Origin of the sequence: Shewanella sp. BJSY2023SW007, from assembly GCF_047314525.1 — a bacterium.
Classification (GTDB): Bacteria; Pseudomonadota; Gammaproteobacteria; order Enterobacterales; family Shewanellaceae; genus Shewanella; species Shewanella chilikensis.
In genome coordinates this window covers 36,492-57,900 of record NZ_JBKORL010000001.1, presented here as the reverse complement: position 1 = coordinate 57,900, position 21,409 = coordinate 36,492, and the positions used below count along the sequence as shown (strand labels likewise).

The following is a 21,409-nucleotide window of genomic DNA, read 5'->3' as shown; positions in this document are numbered from 1 at the left end:
ATACTTTGTCTCTTTTTATACTCTTCGCTCAACGATATAGCGGGCGAATTCGGCAATTAACTGGCTATTGTATGGCAATTTTGCCAGCGCTGATAGTGCATCTTCCAGCAGTTTTTGAGCTGTGGTCTTGGCGCCCTCCAGCCCCAAGAGTTTCGGGTAGGTACTCTTGTTGGCATCGAGATCCGACCCTTGGGGTTTGCCAAGCTCTTCTGTGCTGCCGGTAATATCGAGAATGTCATCCTGTACCTGGAACGCCAGGCCCACGGCATCTGCGTATTCCAGCAGTGCCAGTTCTTCTTTGGCGTCAATATCGGCGGCAATTACCGCAAACTCGACGGCGCAGCGGATAAGGGCCCCTGTCTTCAATCTGTGCAGGGCGGTGAGCTGCGCAAGGGAGATCTCTTTGTCTGTGGCATTGAGATCCTGCGCCTGGCCGCCACACATACCGCGGTAGCCGGAGGCTTTTGCCAGCGCCTGTACCAGACGCAGGTGTTGGCGGTCGCTGAGGCCTTCAATGTCGCTGCTGATAAGTTCAAAGGCCAAGGTTTGCAAGGCATCACCGGCCAGAATGGCGGTGGCTTCGTCAAAGGCGATATGCACGGTTGGCTGACCGCGGCGCAGGGCATCGTCGTCCATGGCCGGCAGATCGTCATGGATCAGCGAATAAGCATGGATACACTCTATGGCGGCGGCGCAATCATCGAGACGCTCAAGGGGAACGCCGAGCATCTCGCCTACAGAGTAGACCAGAAACGGCCGAATACGCTTTCCACCCAGCAGGGCTCCATGGCGCATGGCGGCCTTGAGTCTGGGCTCGGTATCATCCAGGGTGTCCAGTATGGTGCCAATCCTTTGATTGACTCTCTGTTGGTATTGGCTAATAGCTTGGGTTAACACTCACTCACCCTCGACTGTAAATGGGCTCAATGGCGCCTGGGGATCCTGGGCCAGCAGTATGGCTACTTTCTGCTGTGCTTGTTCCAGCTTGGCCTGGCTGCTGCGTACCAAGCCTATGCCACGTTCGAACTGTTTTAGCGCGTCGTCCAGCGATACTTCACCGCGTTCCAGTTCGGCGACTATGCGTTCCAGTTCGTTGAGAGATTCTTCAAAACTCAGATTTTCGGGTTTTTTGGCCACAATCGGTTTCCTTGATGCACCTTGGTTGCCGGCCCATTCCTGCGACCTGATTGGCACGGTGCAAAGGTAAAAGGAGAGAGGGAGGGCTGCAGGTGTCTTGGCGTTATGTTCAGCGTGACACAAGGTATATCAGGGCGCGATAAGGGTCAAATTGAAGCGTCCGTTATTTGCTCAATAGCACGCTTTGTCGCGGATTTTTTTTGGAGAAAATTAAAATCTTCCTAAACTTGCTTAAGCCCTGTCCGATAACTCAAAATAGAAACTATTGAAAATTATCATATTCATCTCCTGTGAAAAGCCAAGATCCTATATCACCCTTTGGGGCGGATCGGCTTGTATGGGATAGAGATCCCGGCCACACTGTGTCGGGTCTGCTTTAGAGGTGAGGAGCCACTGTGGATTTAGCAACCCTGATAGGACTGGTCGGTGCTTTTGCTTTTATTATCATGGCAATGGTCAGCAGTGGCGGCATTGCCATCTTTATCGATGTACCCTCTGTATTGATTGTGCTTGTCGGCTCGCTGTTTGTGGTGATGATGAAATTTAACCTCAAGCAGTTTTTAGGCGCCGTCAAGATTGCCGCCAAGGCGTTTATGTTCAAACTGGACAAACCCGAAGAGTTGATTGAACAGTCGGTTACCATGGCAGACGCCGCCCGAAAAGGGGGCTTCCTGGCGCTGGAAGAGGCGCAAATTTCCAACAGTTTTATGCAAAAAGCGATTGATATGCTGGTGGACGGCCACGACGGCGATGTGGTGCGTGAAGCACTGGAGAAAGACATTCAGCTGACCGAAGATCGCCATAAGGCGGGGATCAGTATTTTCAAAGCACTGGGTGATGTGGCGCCGGCTATGGGGATGATAGGTACTTTGATTGGTCTGGTGGCCATGTTGTCCAACATGGATGACCCAAAATCCATCGGTCCGGCAATGGCGGTGGCCTTGTTGACTACCTTGTACGGCGCCATTATTGCCAACATGGTGGCGATCCCGATTGCCGATAAGCTGGCGCTGCGGATGAACGAAGAGATGCTCAACCGCAACCTGATTATGGACGCTGTACTGGCGATTCAGGATGGCCAGAACCCCAGGGTGATTGAGGGCTTCCTCAAAAATTACCTGTCTGAGAAGCAGCGTAAAATAGATACAACGGACGGAGAGTAACACTATGGCCAAGCCCAAGTGTGATTGTCCGCCACCCGGCGCACCCATGTGGCTGGCAACCTTTGCCGACCTGATGTCGCTGCTGATGTGTTTCTTCGTGTTGCTGCTGGCCTTCTCCGAAATGGACGTAATGAAGTTCAAACAGATAGCCGGCTCGATGAAATACGCCTTCGGCGTGCAGAACAAGGTGGAAGTGAAAGATATTCCCAAAGGCACCTCTGTGATTGCGCTGGAGTTTCGCCCCGGACGCCCGGATCCCACCCCGATTGAAATAATCAACCAGCAAACCAACGAGATGACCCAGCAGATCCTTGAGTATCAGGAAGGGGATGACGACAGTGCTGGTGGTGTGCAGCAGCAAAGGGGCGAACAACGTGGCGGCGAGGCTTCGGCCACGGCGCAGGAGCAGGCCGAAGACAAGAAGACCCAGGAACAGCAGGCGGCTCAGGATCAGATTAACGAGCAGGTCAAGAAGATGGCCGAGGCGCTCAACAAAGAGATAGTGGACGGCGCGATTGAAATCGAGTCTCTTGGGCAGCAGATTATCATCCGTATCCGGGAGAAGGGCGCCTTTGCCTCAGGTTCGGGGTTCCTGCAACCCAGATTCAAGCCTGTGGTGCAGGCGGTTGGTGAGCTACTCAAAGATGTACCCGGGATCATCACAGTCTCCGGCCACACGGATGACATGCAGATAAGCAATGAGCTGTACAGCTCCAACTGGGATCTGTCCAGCCAGCGGGCGGTGGCGGTGGCCCACGAATTGATTAAAGTGCCCGGCTTTGATGCCAGCAGAATGAAAGTGGTGGGCATGGCTTCCACTGCGCCTTTGGTGGCCAACGATTCGCCGGAGAATCGCGCCCGTAACCGTAGGGTGGAAATCTCCATTGAGCAGGGCAAGGCCAAAGAGTCTGACGAGATTGAGGTCGATCCCAATCTTTGATGGCGCAGTATCATCAGAATCAGAGCAGCCTGAAAACGGCTGCTTTTTTTATGCTTCTGCAATCCGGGCACGGCTTTGGAGTGGCAAATCTCTGTGCCAGTTAGCGGGTCTTTGTTATAATCCCACGATTGCTGTTTGAAATTTTTTTCCTCGGGATCCCCATGAAGTTTATCGTAAAGCTGTATCCAGAAATCATGATGAAGAGCAAACCGGTAAGAATGCGTTTTACCAAGATGCTCGAGTCCAATATCCGCAATGTACTCAAAAAAGTGGATGAAGACGCTGCCGTTACCCGCCAGTGGGATCGGATTATGGTGCAGGTTCCCAAAGACAAACCCCAGCTAAAACAAGTTTTTGCCGAGCGTCTGGCTTGTATTCCGGGAATTTCTACCATCAGCCAGGTCAATGAATATAGCTTTGAAACCGTTGATGATATTTACCAGCATGCTCTCAAGGTGTATGCCGACGAGCTGGCGGGTAAGACCTTCTGTGTCCGCGCCAAGCGCAGCGGCAAGCACGACTTCAGTTCGCAGGATGTGGAGCGTTACGTAGGTGGTGGCCTGAACCAGTTTACCGAAGCGGCCGGTGTGCGCCTCAAAGATCCGGATATGACGATTCATCTGGAGATCAACAACGACAAACTCTACCTGGTGGAGAAGAAGATCCCCGGGCTTGGTGGATTTCCGATCGCGACCCAGGAAGATGTGCTGTCCCTGATCTCCGGCGGTTTTGACTCAGGGGTGTCCAGTTTCCAATTTATCAAGAAGGGTTCCCGTACCCACTACTGCTTCTTCAACCTGGGCGGTGCCCAGCACGAAATCGGGGTCAAGCAGGTGGCGCACCATTTGTGGAAGACCTATGGCGAGTCGCATAAAGTGAAGTTTGTGACCGTTCCCTTTGAGCCCGTGGTGGCCGAAATCCTCGAGCGCATAGACAATGGCTTGATGGGCGTCATACTCAAGCGGATGATGATGCGCGCCGCCGCCAGAGTGGCTGAGCGTATGGGGGTTCAAGCACTGGTCACAGGTGAGAGCCTGGGGCAGGTATCCAGCCAAACCTTGACCAACCTCAATGTGATTGACCGCTGTGTCGATACCCTGATCCTCAGACCTTTGATCACCATGGACAAGCAGGACATCATCAACGAGAGCCGCAAGATAGGTACGGAAGACTTTGCCAAGTCCATGCCTGAATACTGCGGCGTGATTTCACAAAAACCCACGGTCAAGGCGGTATTGTCCAAGGTTGAAGCCGAGGAAACCAAGTTTTCCGAAGATCTGCTGGACCGGATCATCGCCGATGCCGTGGTTATGGATATTCGGGAGATAGCAACCGACATGGATACCAAAGTAACGGAAACCGAAACCGTCGCCAGTGTCGGTCAGGGGGAAGTGGTGCTGGATATCAGGGCGCCGGAAGAGGAAGAGAGCAAGCCGCTGCAACTGGAAGGAGCAGAGATAGTTCATATTCCTTTCTTTAAACTGGCCAGCGCCTTTGCCGAGCTTGATAGCAGCAAGACCTATCTGCTCTATTGCGACCGCGGCGTGATGAGTAAATTGCAGGCGCTCTACCTTCAGGAGCAAGGGCACGGTAACGTCAAGGTTTACCGCCCTTGATAAACAAAAAGCCGCCTCTCTCGAAGCGGCTTTTTTGCTGCTGACGCTCAGCTAAATCCAATGGGGCTCAGTTAAGCTGAACCTTTGAGGGACTGGCTGCAGCGTCTTCGGCCAACAACAGTGTCGGTTCGTCCAGCGCTTGGGTTCTGAGTTCTTCGCCGCTGGCGGCAATATCACGGCTCAGCTCCTGCTCAAGCAGTTTGAAGTCTATCTGCACCGCAGGGACTTCGACAGTGACTCTGGGCAGAGGGCGAGCTTGGGTTGGCGCAGAAAGGTTTTCCGCGGCCACGGCGATACTGCTCATGCCAAGCAGCAGGAGCACAAAAGCGGATTTAAAGTTCAACATGGATGCCTCCGGGTAAGAACGGGCACTGAGTGCCAGTGTCAGACCTTCCCTTCGACTGCTCAGAGATTGTCTGAATATTCAACTTTTCGGCGTGAAATTTAATCAAAAGCGCTGGCTTTAACAAACGATAAAATGTAACAATCTGGATTAGAAAAACTAATTAAAAAATGAGAAGTGGATCACTATGTCAAAACGACTCCCGCCGCTGAATGCGGTCAAGGCATTCGAGGCAGCAGCAAGGCATTTGAGCTTTACCCGCGCTGCCGAAGAACTGTTCGTTACCCAGGCCGCAGTGAGTCATCAGATCAAGGCGCTGGAAGACTTTCTGGGATTAAAATTATTTCGCCGAAAGAACCGCTCGTTGCTACTGACCGAAGAGGGGCAAAGCTACTTCCTCGATATCAAAGATATTTTTACCCAACTGTCGGATGCCACCGACAGACTGTTGGCCCGCAGCGCCGTGGGTTCCTTGACCGTCAGCATGTCGCCCAGCTTTGCCATTCAGTGGCTGGTGCCGCGTCTGGCGAAATTCAGTGAGAAGAATCCCGATATCGATGTGCGGATCAAAGCGGTGGATGCCGAGTTCAGTGCTCTGTCCGATGATGTGGATGTGGCAATTTACTATGGTCAGGGCAACTGGCCCGGGCTCAGGGCCGACAAACTGCGCAACGAAGTGCTGATCCCTGTGTGTTCGCCAATGCTGCTCAACGGCCCCAAACCTCTGGAAAAGCCTGCCGATCTCAAGTATCACACCCTGCTGCATGATATGAGCCGTCATGACTGGCAGGCCTGGTTCCGCCAATGTGGCGTAACAGATGTCAATGTCAATCAGGGGCCAATTTTCAGCCACTCATCTCTGGTACTGCAGGCCGCGGCCCATGGCCAGGGGGTTGCTCTGGGTTACAGCGTGCTCGCCCGCCCCGACATCAAGGCCGGGCGTTTGGTCTGTCCGTTCCAGGAGGTTCTGGTCAGCAAAGATGCCTATTATCTGGTGTGCCAGCAAAAGCATGCCGAGTTAGGTAAAATCGTCGCGTTCCGTGAATGGATGCTGGATATGTTTGCCGAGGAGTCGCGTAGTGAATTGTTGCCGGGATAAGTCGGTAACACGTTTCTCTGCATATACAGGAAGGCACTACAAAGAAGTGAAAGCTTGCAGTTTATAGGGAACTTTGATGGAACTGGCTTACATAAACGAAAACACGGAAGAGAGTGATGCCATGTTTAGTTGCTCTGATAACAGAGGGCACCTGTACGAAGACATGGACTACATTCCAGTGAGCGCATTGAGTGCGGTTATTTGGGAGGATGAAGACAGTTATTCAGAAGCTGTTTTCGATATCACAAATTCAGGGGATTTAAGCGTTACCAAACCTATAGCAGACGTTTTTATGAGCTTTGACCCATATGGCGTCGCTTTTTTGCCCAATAAATTACAGTGCATGGATGGTCTGTCGACTCAGCAGCGATATATTATCGCGATAAATAACGAGTTGGATGTATTGGATGAAGAAAAGTCAAGTATTGAATCTTTTGTTGAACATTACGATCCCAAAGAACATGGTTATGATGTGCCTCTTGAAGAGAGAGAGTCGTTTCATTCCGTTCTAGTTCAAAAATTATATCTGGACCGGGAAAAACTCGAAACCTACCCTATGAACCGCAGGCATATTTTTAGGGTTAAAGGCACCAACAGCTTTTTCTTTTCTTCAGAAATATATGATGAATTGTATATTATCGCTCGACAGGGGTTAGCTTGTGGACTGACCGCTTTTAAGTTTGATGTCGATGATGAAGCACCAAGGAGATAATAGTAAGTGAAAGATGAATACTCGATACTCACTAAACAAAATATGGATACTTTCCCATTCCAACAAACACCTGCACCAGTAGGTGCTGCAGCACCGGATCTGTTATTGGAAATGACCTTTTCTCCAAAGCTGTTCATTATTGGTGATATAGCATCCAAACTGGAGCCATTGGTGCAGCATGGTGTTGAATGGCTGGATGCTCGTGTTGACAATTCGCCAAGTCAACCTTCGGATGAACAACTCGAGGTATATGACAACTATCGAATGCCTTATATCCAGCAGACGTACAGATTGACGGATAAAGAAAAGCAATTTGGTAAGTTGAATTGGTTAGATACTGATTCGACAGAGTTCGATTTTTCTAAACTGGAAAATATTCCTGTGGAACAAAGGTTAATATTTAAACTGGAAGAGGACTTTGGCTTGGTGTTTATTCATCAAAGTGTGATTGATTTATTGAAAGAACATGTAAAAACGGTATGGGTAAGAGATATATAATTACCGCTTGGTCGTTTTTTAACGCTATTTTTTAATAAATTGATTTGTCAGGAAAGTACGGTATTTAATATTGTGGTTTATTCGAATCCAAGCATGAAAATTATTGTATCTTCGAACAGGGCTGATGATGAATTTGAATACTAACTGGCTGCTGGATAAAGGTAAGGACAATGACACTCTGGTGTTGTTCGCCCATGGCGCCGGTGCCGATATGCACAGCGACTTTATGGCGGATTATGCCGCGCTGTTGACCGCCAGCGGCCCGAGCGTGCTGAGGTTTAACTTTCCTTACATGGTCAAGCGCGGCGAGGATGGCAAGCGGCGTCCGCCGGACCGGGCACCTGCGCTGCTGCAGTCTTTCGAGCAGACCTTGGCGGCAGCGGTTGCCGCGTTTGCGCCCAAGCGACTATTTTTGATGGGCAAATCCATGGGCGGGCGGATGGCGGCCATGCTGGCGGCCAATGATAAATTGGCAATGACCCCCAGCGGCGTTATCTGCCTTGGTTATCCGTTTTTGCCGCCGAAGAAGACCGAGCCCAGACTTGAACCCCTGTGGGAATGTGCCTCGCCTCTGCTTATTCTGCAGGGCGAGCGCGACAGCTTTGGCAAACGCGAGCAGTTGGCCTCCTGGGCGCTGCCCGAGCAGGCCAAAGTACGCTTTATTACCGACGGAGATCATAGTTTTGTGCCGCGCAAGTCGTCGGGAAAGGATCTTAAGGCTAACCTGCAGGATGCAGTGAAAGAATCACTTTTATTTATCGGGAGTTAGTTATGCGTAAGGGGTTATTGTTACTGGCGGCCATCAGTGGTTTCTTTGCCGTTGCTCTGGGAGCTTTTGGCGCCCATGGACTCAAGACCATTGCACCTGCCGAGTTGATTGCAATATTCAACCTGGGGGTTGAGTATCAGTTCTATCATACCTTTGGTTTGATAACCTTGGCCTTTGCCGGTCACTGGTTTAAGTCGCGTCTGATTGACTGGGCTGCCGGGCTGTTTATCGCCGGGATCTTTATGTTCTCCGGCTCGCTGTATCTGTATGCCCTGACCGGCACCAAGTGGCTGGGCATGGTAACCCCCCTCGGTGGCAGCTGCTTCCTGGTGGGTTGGCTATTGTTGGCGGCAGCGGTATGGCGTCATCGCATGGATGAAACCGGGCTCTGAGTTTATGACTTCCGCAAGCGATGTTTTTTAATTGGCCTCCTGAGGTTACGGCAACTGGATTGCTAGCCAGATAAGCGTGAGGCTTTTAGGAAAAGAATAAAAAAGCACCTTAGGTAATAACAACCAAGGTGCTTTTTGTTGTTTAAGCCACAGATGAGTCTCTATGGCTTAGATTGCAGGCTTATTAGAGCAGACCGCGACGCTTGAGCAGGGCATCGGTTGTCGGCTCCTGGCCACGGAAGTTTTTGTAGGCTTCCATAGGTGGCACGCTGTTACCCACTTCTCGGATAGTCTTGCGATACTTCATGCCGATATCGCGCTTGAGGCCGCCTTGGCTCTGCACATAGGCAAAGGCGTCGGCCGCCAGGATTTCGCTCCACATATAGGCGTAGTAGCTGGCGCTGTAGCCACCCGGGAAGGCGTGGGCAAAGTAGGTCGACTTGTAACGTGGTGGCACGGCTTCAATGTTCAGGCCGTGTTTTTCAAGTGCCTTGGCTTCAAATTCGGCCACATTTTGCAGTGGTGCGTCTTTGCCCAGCGAATGCCATTCCATGTCTACCAGGGCGGCTGCCATATATTCCAGGGTGTCGAAGCCCTGGTTGAAGCTGCGGGACTTCAGCAACTTGTCCAGCATCGCCTTGGGTAAAGGCTCACCGGTTTGGTAGTGCTTGGCATAGTTGGCCAACACTTGTGGATGACCGGCCCAGTCCTCTTCGAAGGTAGATGGGAACTCGACAAAGTCACGGGATACCGCAGTACCTGACAGGCTGGGATAGGTTACTTTGGAGAACATGCCATGTGTGCCATGGCCCAGCTCGTGGAACATGGTGGTTACTTCATCATAGCTGACGAAGGTGGCTTCGCCTTCCGGTGCCTTCTTGATGTTCATCACATTGACCACCACAGGCTTTTCACCCTTGAGCAGGTTCTGACTGACGAAAGAGCTCATCCAGGCACCGCCGCGCTTGCCTTCACGGGCGAAATAGTCGCCGTAGAAGATGGCCATGCTGCTGCCATCGGCATCAAACATTTCCCAGGCTTTGACATCAGGGTGATAAACCGGCAGATCCGGCCGTGGCTTGAAGGTCACCCCATAGAGTTGGTTGAGAGTAAAGAAGACGCCGTCTTCCAACACTCGATTGAATTCGAAGTAAGGCTTGAGGCTGGCCTCATCCAGATCATACTTCTCCTGGCGCACCAGCTCGGCATAGAAGGCCCAGTCCCAAGGTTTGAGCTGGAACTTGCCACCTGTCTTGTCGATCATTGCCTGGATATCAGCGGCTTCTTTCTGGGTGTTGGCGACAACGGCAGGCACCATGGAGCCGAACATCTCATAGACGGCCTCGGGCGTCTTGGCCATTTGTGGGCTCAGACGGTAACTGGCCCAGTTATCAAAGCCCAGCAGGGCGGCACGCTCGGCACGTAGTTGTGCCAGACGAGCGACCAGAGAGGCGGTTTCATTCTCTCCTTCAAGGCCGCGGTAGGCCGAGGCTTCCCAAATCTGCTTTCTCAGCTCTCGGTTTTTCAGCTGAGTCAGCACAGGCTGGCGAGTGGTGTTGGTGATGCTGATAAGGTATTGGCCATCAAGACCGGCGGCCTTGGCATCGGCCACGGCATTGCGAATGGCCGAGTCGGACAGGCCGTCCAATTGAGCGACGTCAGCCACAGTTACGGCAATCTCTTTGTTCATCCGCATCAGTCGTTGCTGGAATTCGTTCACCAGCTTGGACTGTTCTTCGTTCAGAGCGCGGATCTGGACTTTCTCGTTCTCGGTCAGCTTGGCGCCGGCGAGCACAAAGCGTTGGTGGTACACCTCAATAAGGCGCACTTCTTCGCTGCTCAGGTTCAGTTGCTGACGCTGGGAGTAGAGGCTGTCGATACGGGCAAACAGCTCCGGGTTGAGATTGACGTTGTCTGAATGGGCCGCCATCTTTGGTGCCATTTCACCCTGAATTTTACGCAGTTCAGGGTTGGAGTTGGAGCTGGTCAGGTTATAGAAAACGCTTGAGGCGCGGCTCAGTAGTTCACCGGACTTTTCCAACGCCACGATAGTGTTGGCAAAAGTGGGTTTCTCTGGATTGTTGGCAATGGCCAGCACTTCCTGGTAGTGCTCGGCAATACCGGCTTCCAGCGCAGGCTTGAAGTGTTCATCTTTGATCAGGCGAAAATCCGGAGCCTGATATTGCAAGGTGCTCTTGGCAAAAAGTGGGTTGTTTTGGGTGGCTTCAGCTCTTGCCAGATTGGTGTCTTGAGACGTGTGGGTGCTGCAGCCAGAAATAGCCAGAGTGGCGCCAACGGCCAGCGCCAGAAGAGATTTTCGCATTGATATGACTTCCATCTTTAGTTATGAGTTTTTTAGCGCAATTTAGCACTTGTTGCTTAAAAGTGGCTGAATTTGATGATTATAGCCTACATAATCCTGATGTTTATATGCCAGAGGCTTATTGAGGTAGAAGTGTAACAAATTGATTTTAATGACTAGATTCAGTGAATACTGAATCAATGCCCAAGTTTGATGGCATGGGGCATGCGTCCTGTATTTATGTGGTAAAAAGTGTAAAATTGCGGCCGGAATTTTTCTCAGGGGAGAGCCGTTTTGGCGCAACTTTATTTCTACTATTCGGCGATGAATGCCGGAAAATCCACCTCTTTACTGCAGTCATCTTATAACTATCGCGAACGTGGCATGCACACCCTGGTGATGACCCCGGCGATAGATGACCGTTTTGGAGTGGGAAAGGTCGCCTCCAGGATAGGTATTGAATGTGATGCACGCATTTTTGCCCATGACGATAATCTGCTTGAGATGATCCGCGCTGAACACGAACGCCAGCCTCTGCACTGCGTGCTGTTTGATGAATCCCAGTTCCTCAGTAAAGAGCAGGTCAAGCAACTGGCCTATGTGGTCGACATCCTGGATATTCCCGTACTCTGTTACGGTTTGCGTACCGATTTCCAGGGCGAACTGTTTGTCGGCAGCCAGTACCTCTTGGCCTGGGCCGATAAGCTGGTAGAGCTGAAAACCATCTGTCACTGTGGTCGCAAGGCCAATATGGTGATCCGTCGTGATGGTTCAGGTAACCCGGTACGAGAAGGAGAGCAGGTAGCCATAGGTGGCAACGAGAGTTATGAGTCTGTATGTCGCAAGCATTATCGCGAACTGATTTGGGATTGATGCCAAGACGCAGTATTTGAAAACTCGAAAGATACAAATTTAATCGCGAAAAGCCAAAGATATAAAGAAAGGAAGCTTATGTCGTTCAGTTCTCCCATCGGATATTGCCTGTTATGGCGGGTGTTACCGGTTTTATTGTTGAGTTTGTCACTGGGCTCAAGCCTGTTGCAACATGCTGTCGCCGGGCAGAAGGTGCCAAATTCAGAAGTTAAAGTGATTCAAAAGCTTATTTTTGAAAGGAAGATGGCAGAGGCGGCCCCCAGGCTGGATACGGCCATGGCAAACTACCCGGATTCGGGGCGGCTGGCATTTTTGCTTGGTCAGCTTTATTACTTCAGTAATCTCCCTAATTATCCCAAGGCGGTGGCAGCCTATGATAAGGCCGAGCTCATGCTGTCCAAGGACCCTGAGCTGTATTTTTTCCGCGCCGCGGCCAAGGCTCAGGTGCTGTCCGCTTATTCCCAGCGCCAGAGTCCGGACTATGTCGGCGCACTGGCCGATTACCGCAAAGCCGAGGCTTTGGGATCGGAGCGGGATCTCAGGTTGGATATTGCCAGGGCAATCTATGAAACCCGGAACTATTCGGCGGCGCTGGAACAGATAAACCGCTATCTCAATAACAAGCCTCAGCTTTGGGCCGATGGCCAGATGCTCAAAGGTAATATCCTGGCACAAATGGGCCAGCATGAGGCGGCGCTCAAGAGTTATCAACGCGCTGCGAGGCAGTATGACTATCTGGATAAGCTGCAGTTCTATCAGGCTGTCAGCTTGCGGGCGTTGGGACAATCCGATGAGGCTCTGGCGCAGCTCGACAAGGGGTTAAAGCGTCAGGGCCGTGCTTACTTGCAGCTTGTCTATCTCAAAGCCATGCTGAGCTATGAGCAGAAACAATACCAAGAGGCGGCCCTGTTGTACCAGCAGCTGATTGAAAGGCGCCGCGACTGGGCCTTACCCTTACTCGGCTATTACAACAGCTTAAGCCAGATGGGCGAGGGACCCATCAGCATCAGCCATATACTGGATCTGGCACTCAAGCTCGACCCCGAGGTTGTGGTTCACTTTCATCAGCAGGATCTGTTGCGACTGTAACGCCCGGCAATTGGCTGATTACTCGGCCAATTACTCGGGAATATCCAACTGGCGCTGGGCAGATGCTTTGCGCTTATAGGCCAGATCCAGACTGGCCAGCTCGCCATGAATGGCCAACAGTGCCTGGGCAAGTTGATAGATAAGCCAGCTGTAACCGCTGAGCGCAAAGTCTTGATGGGCCGCTTCCGGCGAGTCGTCGCTCGATTCAGATGGCAGTTGCTTAAGCAGCTGTTGCTGCAATTGATAACCAAGTCCCAAGGGGAGTTTAGGACAGTCGGGCGTGTTGCCGGCCACATAGTCCGCCAGATAGGCGAACTCTCGCTGCAGCCCACTGGCCACCTGCTTAACTCTGGCGTAAGCCGCATCTTCTTCGGCCTTCCAGCGGGTGAGCAGCAGTAGTTCCAAAAGCGTGATCACCCTTATCTGTTTGTTGGCCAGCTCGGTTAGAGTCTGGGCCTCTTTCTTTAATGTTTGGCTTTCCCATTCCAGCGAAAACAGCAGCTTTTTCTGCGCCAGCACCGCCTTCATTGCCGTCTCCAGCGACTTACGGGCATTTTGCGGCTCTTCCTGGCCGGCATTGAGATGCTGCTCCAACACTTGGGTCATGATTTTCAGTGAACTTGCCAGTTGTGCCCGCCAGTCCTGTTTGGCCTTGATTGGCAGCACAAACAGGGAGACCAGCACGGCAATCACGCAGCCGATGAGAATATTGGCGGTACGCCACAGAGCTTCTGAGGTGTCGTGGTTGGCGTCACCTATCACTATGATCATGGTGAACCCAGCTACCAGATAGGCATAGCTGTAACGGCCGGCGTTGAGATAACAGACTATGCTGACCCCGAGGATCAGCAACCCCATCAGATCCCAATAGCCGTTCATCAAGATCACCAAAGAGACCCCATAAGCCGAGCCCAGGCAGGTGCCTACAGCCCGCTGCAGCGATTTTTCGATAGCGCCGCCCACCTGTGGCAGGCCCATCATGATGATCACTATGGTGACCATACTCCAGACAAAATGAGGCAAAGACCAGATGGCGTTGATGGCGGCGGCAATAAACAGCGCCAAGGCCAGTTTTACCGTGTGTACGGCACGGGAATGGCGGTAGATAAAATCGGCGAAGGCGGAGGCTCTGGCAAACAGGGGCATGGCAGTGTCTCAAAAATGTGGTTGACCGTCAGCGGCAATTATGCCAGAGATGCGCGGCGATAGCGTCTCGGGGATGAGCTAAAGATGCAAACTGGGAAGCTGAATTAGCGGCGGATAATATGGTTGTGAGCTGGGTCACGGCTATAGTGCTCTGGGAGCAAGCATCTTTGGCTCCGTCATGCTTTTTCTTCGCTAGATAAGCAGCTAAATCCAGCGTCTGACTTTTTGACAATACAAGCGGTAGCTGTCACCAAAGAGTTGCTGCATTGCCCGTTCTTCCGGAAGGATTTGAAAGCGTTGCAAATAAGCAACAAAAAGGGCGATTAAAAACAGTAACCAGAGACAGTTGAGAAAGACGGCCTGTGCCAGCAGCAAGAGTACAAACCCCAGGTACATGGGGTTGCGTGAGCAGCGGTAAATACCTGAGGTCACCAAGGCCGAACTCTGTTCCGGCACCCTGGGATCCGGCGTGGTTCCATGGCGTTTGAAGCTCAGTACTCCTGCCAAAGGAATAACCAGCCCAGCAGTCAACAGAGAAACAGCGAGCCCCAAACTAAAGGTCGGATGCAGGTTTGAAGAGGGTAAGTAATAGGATGTCAGTTGCAACAGTAGCGCAAACAGCAGCAAGAGCGCCAGGGGCGGCAGTTTCTTTTCCAGTCCAGACATGAATTACGCGGTTTTGAGTATTAGGTATCGGTTAAGATGACATGGACAAGGTATTGAATACAAGGGCATACCATTGGCTATTCCCGTTTTGGCGCAGCCGCGTTCTGTGCTTTGCGCCAACACCAGTCAGTTTGCCAGTCGATTTGATTGTGGCGATAAAAGACCCGGCCAGGTGACCGGGTCTTAATCTAATCAAGTATGCTTCAAGCGCGATCAGAAGGGGGCGTTGATATCCACCACGTTGATCAGCTTGTGGTTGACGAACTCTTTCAGGCCTAAGTCGATCAGTTCACGACCATAGCCGGAGCGGCGGATGCCGCCAAAGGGCAAATCAGCCTTAACCATGGTGGGGTGGTTGACAAACATCATCCCGGTAGAGACTTGCTTGGCTACCGCCAGACCGCGCTGTTCATCGGCGGTGAACACAGAGCCACCGAGGCCGAAGGGCGAATCGTTGGCAATGGCAATCGCTTCCTGTTCATCCTTTGCCTTGAGGATCATGGAGACAGGGCCGAAGAACTCCCAATAGTAAGCCGGGTTGTCCGGGGTCACATTGGTAAGTATGGTCGGCTGTACAAAAGCGCCTTGCTCCGGCACTTTGGGACCAACTTCGGTAGCTGTGGCACCATGCTCAACCGCTTCACGAATTTTCTGCTTCACTTCATCGGCAGCACCCTGGGAAGACAGGGGCGCCAGAGTCGTGTTCGGATCCATAGGGTCACCGGCTTTAAGCGCGGCTACGCCTTTGGTATAGCCTTCCATAAACTTGTCATAAATGGCTTCCACCAGGATCATCCGTTTGGATGAAACACATACCTGACCGGCATTCCAGTGACGGCCGAATACCGCCCAATCTATGGTTTTCTCAAGCTCGGCATCTTCCAGCACGATAAAGGCGTCAGAGCCGCCCAGCTCCAGAGTGGATTTTTTCAGCGCCTTACCGGCCTGAGAGGCAATAACGGCGCCTGCACCTTCAGAGCCGGTCAGAGCCACGCCATGTACCTTGGGTGAGTTGATGATCTGCTCGACTTGATCCCGGGTAGCATACAGGTTCTGGAAGGCGCCCTGTGGCAGTCCGGCATCCCGCATCAGGCTCTCAAAAGCGGCGGCGCACTGAGGCACATTGGAAGCGTGTTTCAGCAGCAGGGTGTTGCCGGCAGAAAGTTGCGGAGCCAAGATCCTGGCTATCTGGTAATAGGGGAAGTTCCAGGGTTCAATGGCCAGCAAGACCCCAAGAGGTTCATTGACCAGCAGCGCTTCCCCTTCGGCGGGATCGGCCACAGGCAGTTTCTGCGGTGCCAGCAGTCTCTCGGCATGCTCGGCATAGTATTCGAGGATCTGCGCCGACAGTTCTACTTCGGCCTCGGCCTCTCCAATGACTTTACCCATCTCCAGGGTCAGCAGCTCTGCATAGCGGCGCTTGCTGTCTCTGAGCAGGGCTGCAGCCCGATTGAGTATTTCAGCCTTGTTGGCAAAAGAGGTATTGCGCCAACTCAAAAAGGCCTGGTGGGCCGATTCAATTGCCTCTGTGACTTCGGCATCAGTGGCATTGGGAAATTCTTTGATGAGCTCTCCCGTGAAGGGATTGATCGTTGCATATGCCATGTGTTCCTCCCAGCGTTGCAAGTAATAGGGTATTGATGCCAACTCCTGGCATCGGGTGAAAATGTTTGAAGTTATCGTGGGTTTTGCCCCTCAGAGGCGAGTGGCAAGAAAAAGCTCAAACCTTTCTACGCTTTAAATGGCGACATTTGTGTGATCTTGATCGCATCAGTCGCCTGATGTCTACCGGTCGGTGATTTTTAATCCTTTTTTGTTAATTCTTTGTTTTTAAAAAACTTAAAAACAGCATTGACCAACAAAAATGCAACTTATCGTTTTGATCTTGCGCAAGGGAAGATGCAACCCCTCGCTTTCGGGAGAGAGGTTGCATCCTTTGTATCTTGTCAGTTCTGGTGGCTATAGCGTTCGGCCATGGCATTGGCTGCGATCATTGCCTGATAGACATCATCGGCACTGACCGCCATAGGCATATTGCCCATGGTATCGCCTTCGGCGCAGGCGATTTCGGCAACTTTACGCCACTCCTCCTCACGGAATTGTTTCAGCCCCATATCTGCCAGAGTCAGCGGCAAACCCGCGGTTTTAATGATGCGGACAACATTGTCGATTTCGCTCTGTGGGGCGTTTTCCAGCACCAGTTGGGTCAAGAGGCCAAAGACCACCTTTTCGCCGTGCTGGGCGTTATGTAATTCGGCAACTGCCGACATGCCGTTATTGACTGCGTGCGCTGCCGCCAGGCCACCGGCTTCGGCACCAACACCGCTTAAATAGATGGTTGCTTCTATGGTTTGCTCCAGCGCCGGGGTGACTATCTTATTGTTTACCGCATCCATGGCGGCGGCCACATTTTCACTGAGCAATTGATAGCACAGTTGTGCCAGACCAAGGCCGGTACGCGAAGGCTTTTTCAGCACCAGGTTGACACCGTCGGCTTGATAACAGGCCCTGGCTTCAAAGTAGGTGGCCAGGGCATCGCCTATACCTGCAGCGAAGAAACGCGCCGGCGCGGCAGCGATTATGCTGGTGTCGGCAATCACGGCATCCGGATTTTGTGGCAGGAACAGATAGCGTTCAAACTCACCCGCTTCGGTATAAATCACTGATAAAGCCGTACAGGGAGCATCGGTTGACGCTATGGTGGGGTAGAGAACGACAGGGTGCTTAAGGTGGAAGGCAACGGCCTTGGCGACATCCAGTGTCTTACCGCCGCCGACACCGACAATTACGTTGGCATGAGCCTGCTCAGCCAGGGCGACAAGACGCTGGATCTCGACTTCGCTGCACTCGTAGTTGAATTTTTCCAGTTGGTTGTTGATGCCGTTTTGCTCAAGCCCCGTCAGGGCTTCGTCCTCAAGCCTGCTGAGAATAAACTCATCGGCGATAATAAAAGCATTGTCGCCGAAGTCATGCACATATTCGTGCATTTGCGACAATAAGCCTTTGCCAATAATGAACTTTTTGGGAGAAGTGACGGTACGTGGAACTGCTGTGCTCATATGGCCTCCATTACATTCAGACTCGGATCCTTGTTCAAAGAGACTCTATCACAGCCAAGATTTAATGCTATGGCGTAATCATCTGGTTTTTATTGGATTAACAGTAAAATAAACTGCAATGAGGTTTTGGTCCCTGGTCGGGGAACTGCCACTGGCCTTTTATTTGGAGAGGTTGCAGTGATGGATATTAAAACCTAACCGGGCAAGGACTGGGGAGAGCGGCGGCAAGATAGCAACAGTTATTGAGCTTTGCTTAAGGTGGTGGCAACTGGATAGTCGCCACCTTTTTTAGCGGAACGATGTTCGGCCGCTATCCATTCCCTTTAGGAGGGGATTGGCGGCATTGGTTCAGCAGGGTTTGCAAGTGGCCACCGAGCTGCTGATCTTTAATATCAGTGCCGTTTTTCAGTAGCTGTTCGACATCCGCCAAAGCCTTGTCTATTCCCTGGGATTCGATAAGTGTGCTGACATAGGCGGCGAGATCCGCGCCCTTATTCAGCAGTGCGGCTGCGTTTTCAAAGCTGAAGCCTTGCTCCAATAGCTGTTGAATTTGGCCGAGTAGCTCGCTGACCCTGGCGGGCTCTGCCAATACGCCATCGACCTGGATCAGTTCACCAAGCGGATCCTGGCTGAGCTTTTCAGCGACGCAGGCGGTCACTGAGCTGACCTCGGCGCTGCGATTGATGGCATCCAGACCTTGAGAGCGGATCTGCTCAATGGCTTGTTGTAATTGCTGATCCCTGGCGAGCCACTGCTGCTCCAGTTGTGCCTTTTCATCTGTGGCAAACCAGCCGCAGCCGGAGAGAGTGCCAAGGGCAAGCGCCGAAAACATCCAGAGAGCTGCTTTTCTGGCGGGGAAATGCTTTTTGCCTAGGGTGTTGGACTGCTTCATCCACAGGACTCCTGCAAAGGTTCTTAGAAGTCACAGTATCGGCTATCAGCCTTAAGCCGGGCTGAACAGCTTGAGTCCTTTAGTTGGTATGCGCATTTAACAGCAGGTTGGGCAAGGTAGACGGGAGCCTAGGCTCCCAGCCTGTTTAGAGATTAAAGCCCGGCGAACGTAAAGGGCTTGGCCGTGACAAAGTCCGGTAGTGCGTTACCTGAGTAGAGGCTGCTGTTGTTAATGGTCAGCTTTTTCACCTTTTGCAGCTTGTCAAAGTTGATGCCCTTCATATCGACCCAGAAGGTGTTGGGGGTCAAGGCGGTTTCAAAGTAATACACCCGATTTTTATGATCCGAGACCGAGCGCCACCGGGTTGAAGAGATATTCGGCTCAGTCTCGGAAGCTATGCCGAAGGGCACAGAGGCGTTACGAATGACGCTGAAGGCGCCGGCAACCGCTACTCGGGTATTGGCTGTCTTGGGAATGGCATCCATATAGAAAGAGGCCCTGACAAACCTGTCAGCGGCGCGGTTGGTTCCCGGTAACATGGTGAAGCCGCCAATCTGCTGCCAATACTGGTTCAGTGCCAGTTGCTGCTCGAAGATGGGGGAGTTGGTCATGACCCGGTACTTTGGGTCGTGATGGATTACCAGCTTGCCGTCTATGTACTCGAATATGGCGCTGTCACCTGTGGCATCGGAAATCGACAGATGCAGGGTGGCAAAGCGTTGGGTGCCGGGAATATTGGCGGAAACCACCACAAAAGGCTCGGCTCTCAAAGCATCGACAGTTTCGGCGACTGTGGCAAAGTTATCCAGTACATATTGCACCCAGGCGGCGACCGACAAGCCTTTTCGTTTACCCTGGTATTCGGGATAACTCGACTCTGCCAGCCAGAGCAGATTGGCCACCAGGCCCTTCTCATTCATGCCGTCGGTGCTTGAGATATCAAAGGCGCTGGTGATCAGGCTGCCGTAGCGTGAGGTCCAGGTGACTGAGTTGTCGCCGACTGCCCCATGACGCTGCATGCCGCGGGGAAACAGCCACAGACTCGCCGGGATTTCGTCGCGCCAGTCCATGGAGCGGGCGGTGATCACCAACTGGTCTTCGCCGTGATAGACGGCGCGGGTACAGGCCTGCGCAGTAGTGCCAATAACCAGCATTAACGCGCTGCTGATTAAAGCGATGAGTTTACGATTCATAGTGACTTCCCTGTTTGATTGCCAAAGAGAATGAATAAGTTAAAGGTGTTGAATACCTGATGGCAAGCCTGGTTTGTTTATTCTGCCCATCAGTGCTGCCTCAAGTGAAACAGTGCCTCCAGACCTGGGTTTTCTGTGTCTTCCCCCGGATGATACAGGTAACAGCTGATGCGGGCATAGTTATCCAAATCGCCGCGCCACAGGCAGCTGGCTTCAATATCCCGCTCTTGTTGCTGAAAGCGGATCCTAAGCACCTTGGCATCGCCGTTCAGCACCGGCTCTATGGTCGCGGTCCCTTGAATGCTTACACCTTCTATCTCCCGATGCACCTTAAGTTCGCCGCCCTGTTCATAAATGCTCATTTTGCCCGTGTAGCTGGCATCTGAGTCAATGGCTTTGCCAACCAACTGATAATGGCCCTGCAGATACTGCTTGAAAAGCTCATCTACTTCGGCCATTGCCGTAGGCGCCAGGCAGAGGGAAATTAAGGGCAAACATAATATTGCCAAACGGCGAATAAACAGTTTATTCATTGACCTTCCTTAGATTTGTACATCTATAGCTTGGTGCATCTTTGCTGCTGCTCTGGCAGCCTACTTACCGCTTTGATTGTTTCAGGGCCTTGTTGTGGTTGAAGTCGGCAGCGGCGCTTATCAGTGCCTTGAAAGCCGCTTCATCCAAGGGTTGGCCCTGGGTAATATCTATGGCTCTACGCTGTTTGCCCTCAAGACCTGCATTAAACAGCTGGTGGGGATCCGCCAGCGAAGCGCCATTGGCAAATGTCAGTTTCAATTTGGCTTTGTATGACTCGCCGGTACAGAGTATGCCTTGGCTTGACCATACAGGTACACCGGACGGGTTGGTTGGCTTTACCCATTTGCACTCTTCAACTACCTCGGGAATCGCCGCCTTGATAAGTTCGCGGATATGGCCAAGCATCTCGGCGCGCCAGCCGCCCAGGGCGGCAATCTTGTGGTCGATAGAAACGCTACCGTCAGTTTGCTGCAATTTTTTGTCCATCTGTGTTCTCCCTGGCTCGCTTGCGAGTGCGAGCCTGACTCTGTGTTATCTGGCTGCAGGATAGACCAAGTTGGACAAAGGTGCTCCGGCGAACGTCGATTCAATGGTCGCTGCCAAGCAATTTTACGATTGCCTGCTGGGCCGCCGGTGCGCATTTTGCCATATCTGCTATGCCTATCCAGTCCAGGCTTTCTATCTCGGCTGCGGTATTGATGTCGCCACTAAAGCCCGCGCTGAAACAGTGCATGGTCAGCTCAGTGTCCTCAAGGCCAAAGGCCTTATCCGTGATGCTGAACCTGTGGCAAATGGTGTCTTGCTGCAGTTCTATGCTGAGCTCTTCCTGCAGTTCCCGTGTCAGGGCTTGTTCAAGGGTTTCACCTGGTTCAGGTTTGCCGCCGGGAATAAAGAATTTATCTTTGCCCTTGGATTTGACACACAAGACTTCAGCGTTTTTTTTATGTAGCCAGGCGACACTATGTAATTGTTTCATGGGGTTCCTT

The 21,409-nt window shown here is 52.1% G+C and carries 23 protein-coding genes; 10 read left to right on the top strand and 13 right to left on the bottom strand.

Annotated features, from left to right (window positions below):
- Nucleotides 1-15: 15 nt before the first annotated feature.
- Both ispA and xseB read right to left on the bottom strand, forming a co-directional pair.
- Nucleotides 16-897, bottom strand: coding sequence for a (2E,6E)-farnesyl diphosphate synthase (ispA, locus tag ACMHXE_RS00270; RefSeq protein WP_101054975.1), 882 nt, complete (start codon nt 895-897; stop codon nt 16-18).
- The gene (xseB, locus tag ACMHXE_RS00265; protein ID WP_101054977.1) at nt 898-1,137 is read right to left on the bottom strand and encodes an exodeoxyribonuclease VII small subunit; all 240 of its coding nucleotides are present in this window, start codon (nt 1,135-1,137) and stop codon (nt 898-900) included.
- A 395-nt stretch (nt 1,138-1,532) separates the two neighbouring features.
- Here xseB and pomA point away from each other — a divergent pair, with 395 nt between their 5' ends.
- The 3 genes from pomA (at nt 1,533) to thiI (ending at nt 4,856) form a co-directional block, all read left to right on the top strand.
- A complete protein-coding gene (gene pomA, locus ACMHXE_RS00260; protein WP_101054979.1) occupies nt 1,533-2,300 on the top strand; it encodes a flagellar motor protein PomA in 768 nt (255 codons plus the stop codon).
- Nucleotides 2,301-2,304: 4 nt separating this feature from the next.
- Nucleotides 2,305-3,240, top strand: coding sequence for a flagellar motor protein MotB (locus ACMHXE_RS00255; RefSeq protein WP_413731082.1), 936 nt, complete (start codon nt 2,305-2,307; stop codon nt 3,238-3,240).
- Between the two features lie 161 nt (nt 3,241-3,401).
- Nucleotides 3,402-4,856 carry a tRNA uracil 4-sulfurtransferase ThiI gene (gene thiI, locus ACMHXE_RS00250; RefSeq protein ID WP_221051855.1) on the top strand — a complete coding sequence of 485 codons (1,455 nt, stop codon included), beginning with the start codon at nt 3,402-3,404 and terminating at the stop codon, nt 4,854-4,856.
- Between the two features lie 67 nt (nt 4,857-4,923).
- On the opposite strand, the gene ACMHXE_RS00245 is transcribed toward thiI, so the two are convergent.
- On the bottom strand, nt 4,924-5,202 hold the full coding sequence (locus tag ACMHXE_RS00245; protein ID WP_286998540.1) for a hypothetical protein: 279 nt from the start codon (nt 5,200-5,202) through the stop codon (nt 4,924-4,926).
- A gap of 184 nt (nt 5,203-5,386) precedes the next feature.
- Between ACMHXE_RS00245 and ACMHXE_RS00240 the strand changes: the two genes are divergently transcribed.
- The 5 genes from ACMHXE_RS00240 to ACMHXE_RS00220 all read left to right on the top strand — a co-directional run bounded on the left by ACMHXE_RS00240 (nt 5,387) and on the right by ACMHXE_RS00220 (nt 8,669).
- Nucleotides 5,387-6,298, top strand: a complete 912-nt coding sequence (locus ACMHXE_RS00240; RefSeq protein ID WP_025012011.1) for a transcriptional regulator GcvA — start codon at nt 5,387-5,389, stop codon at nt 6,296-6,298.
- Nucleotides 6,299-6,374: 76 nt separating this feature from the next.
- Entirely contained in the window at nt 6,375-7,010 is a 636-nt protein-coding gene (locus tag ACMHXE_RS00235) for an imm11 family protein (protein WP_413731081.1), read from the top strand.
- Between the two features lie 6 nt (nt 7,011-7,016).
- On the top strand, nt 7,017-7,508 hold the full coding sequence (locus tag ACMHXE_RS00230; RefSeq protein WP_071476301.1) for a hypothetical protein: 492 nt from the start codon (nt 7,017-7,019) through the stop codon (nt 7,506-7,508).
- A gap of 124 nt (nt 7,509-7,632) precedes the next feature.
- Nucleotides 7,633-8,277, top strand: coding sequence for an alpha/beta fold hydrolase (locus ACMHXE_RS00225; protein WP_413731080.1), 645 nt, complete (start codon nt 7,633-7,635; stop codon nt 8,275-8,277).
- Between the two features lie 2 nt (nt 8,278-8,279).
- Nucleotides 8,280-8,669, top strand: coding sequence for a DUF423 domain-containing protein (locus ACMHXE_RS00220; protein WP_025887273.1), 390 nt, complete (start codon nt 8,280-8,282; stop codon nt 8,667-8,669).
- A 184-nt stretch (nt 8,670-8,853) separates the two neighbouring features.
- Here ACMHXE_RS00220 and ACMHXE_RS00215 read toward each other — a convergent pair whose 3' ends face one another.
- Nucleotides 8,854-10,992 carry a M3 family metallopeptidase gene (locus tag ACMHXE_RS00215; protein WP_224866192.1) on the bottom strand — a complete coding sequence of 713 codons (2,139 nt, stop codon included), beginning with the start codon at nt 10,990-10,992 and terminating at the stop codon, nt 8,854-8,856.
- Between the two features lie 273 nt (nt 10,993-11,265).
- Here ACMHXE_RS00215 and ACMHXE_RS00210 point away from each other — a divergent pair, with 273 nt between their 5' ends.
- Entirely contained in the window at nt 11,266-11,844 is a 579-nt protein-coding gene (locus tag ACMHXE_RS00210; RefSeq protein WP_039033712.1) for a thymidine kinase, read from the top strand.
- A gap of 243 nt (nt 11,845-12,087) precedes the next feature.
- On the top strand, nt 12,088-12,933 hold the full coding sequence (locus ACMHXE_RS00205) for a tetratricopeptide repeat protein (RefSeq protein WP_413731079.1): 846 nt from the start codon (nt 12,088-12,090) through the stop codon (nt 12,931-12,933).
- Nucleotides 12,934-12,963: 30 nt separating this feature from the next.
- On the opposite strand, the gene ACMHXE_RS00200 is transcribed toward ACMHXE_RS00205, so the two are convergent.
- From ACMHXE_RS00200 to ACMHXE_RS00160, 9 genes are all read right to left on the bottom strand, one after another.
- Entirely contained in the window at nt 12,964-14,079 is a 1,116-nt protein-coding gene (locus ACMHXE_RS00200) for an FUSC family protein (protein ID WP_234556406.1), read from the bottom strand.
- Between the two features lie 204 nt (nt 14,080-14,283).
- Nucleotides 14,284-14,745: a methyltransferase family protein gene (locus tag ACMHXE_RS00195; protein ID WP_101054997.1), complete on the bottom strand. Its 462-nt coding sequence runs from the start codon at nt 14,743-14,745 to the stop codon at nt 14,284-14,286.
- A gap of 213 nt (nt 14,746-14,958) precedes the next feature.
- A complete protein-coding gene (locus tag ACMHXE_RS00190) occupies nt 14,959-16,350 on the bottom strand; it encodes an NAD-dependent succinate-semialdehyde dehydrogenase (protein ID WP_089110952.1) in 1,392 nt (463 codons plus the stop codon).
- 341 nt (nt 16,351-16,691) lie between these two features.
- Nucleotides 16,692-17,804: a glycerol dehydrogenase gene (locus ACMHXE_RS00185; RefSeq protein WP_335922808.1), complete on the bottom strand. Its 1,113-nt coding sequence runs from the start codon at nt 17,802-17,804 to the stop codon at nt 16,692-16,694.
- A 310-nt stretch (nt 17,805-18,114) separates the two neighbouring features.
- On the bottom strand, nt 18,115-18,636 hold the full coding sequence (locus tag ACMHXE_RS00180; RefSeq protein WP_101055092.1) for a hypothetical protein: 522 nt from the start codon (nt 18,634-18,636) through the stop codon (nt 18,115-18,117).
- Nucleotides 18,637-18,848: 212 nt separating this feature from the next.
- Nucleotides 18,849-19,889, bottom strand: a complete 1,041-nt coding sequence (locus ACMHXE_RS00175; RefSeq protein ID WP_101055001.1) for a linear amide C-N hydrolase — start codon at nt 19,887-19,889, stop codon at nt 18,849-18,851.
- A gap of 89 nt (nt 19,890-19,978) precedes the next feature.
- A complete protein-coding gene (locus ACMHXE_RS00170; RefSeq protein ID WP_101055004.1) occupies nt 19,979-20,422 on the bottom strand; it encodes a hypothetical protein in 444 nt (147 codons plus the stop codon).
- Between the two features lie 64 nt (nt 20,423-20,486).
- Complete coding sequence (locus ACMHXE_RS00165; protein ID WP_101055006.1) at nt 20,487-20,909, bottom strand: DUF1801 domain-containing protein; 423 nt, start codon at nt 20,907-20,909, stop codon at nt 20,487-20,489.
- 100 nt (nt 20,910-21,009) lie between these two features.
- Nucleotides 21,010-21,399, bottom strand: coding sequence for an NUDIX hydrolase (locus ACMHXE_RS00160; protein WP_165565370.1), 390 nt, complete (start codon nt 21,397-21,399; stop codon nt 21,010-21,012).
- Nucleotides 21,400-21,409 lie beyond the last annotated feature (10 nt).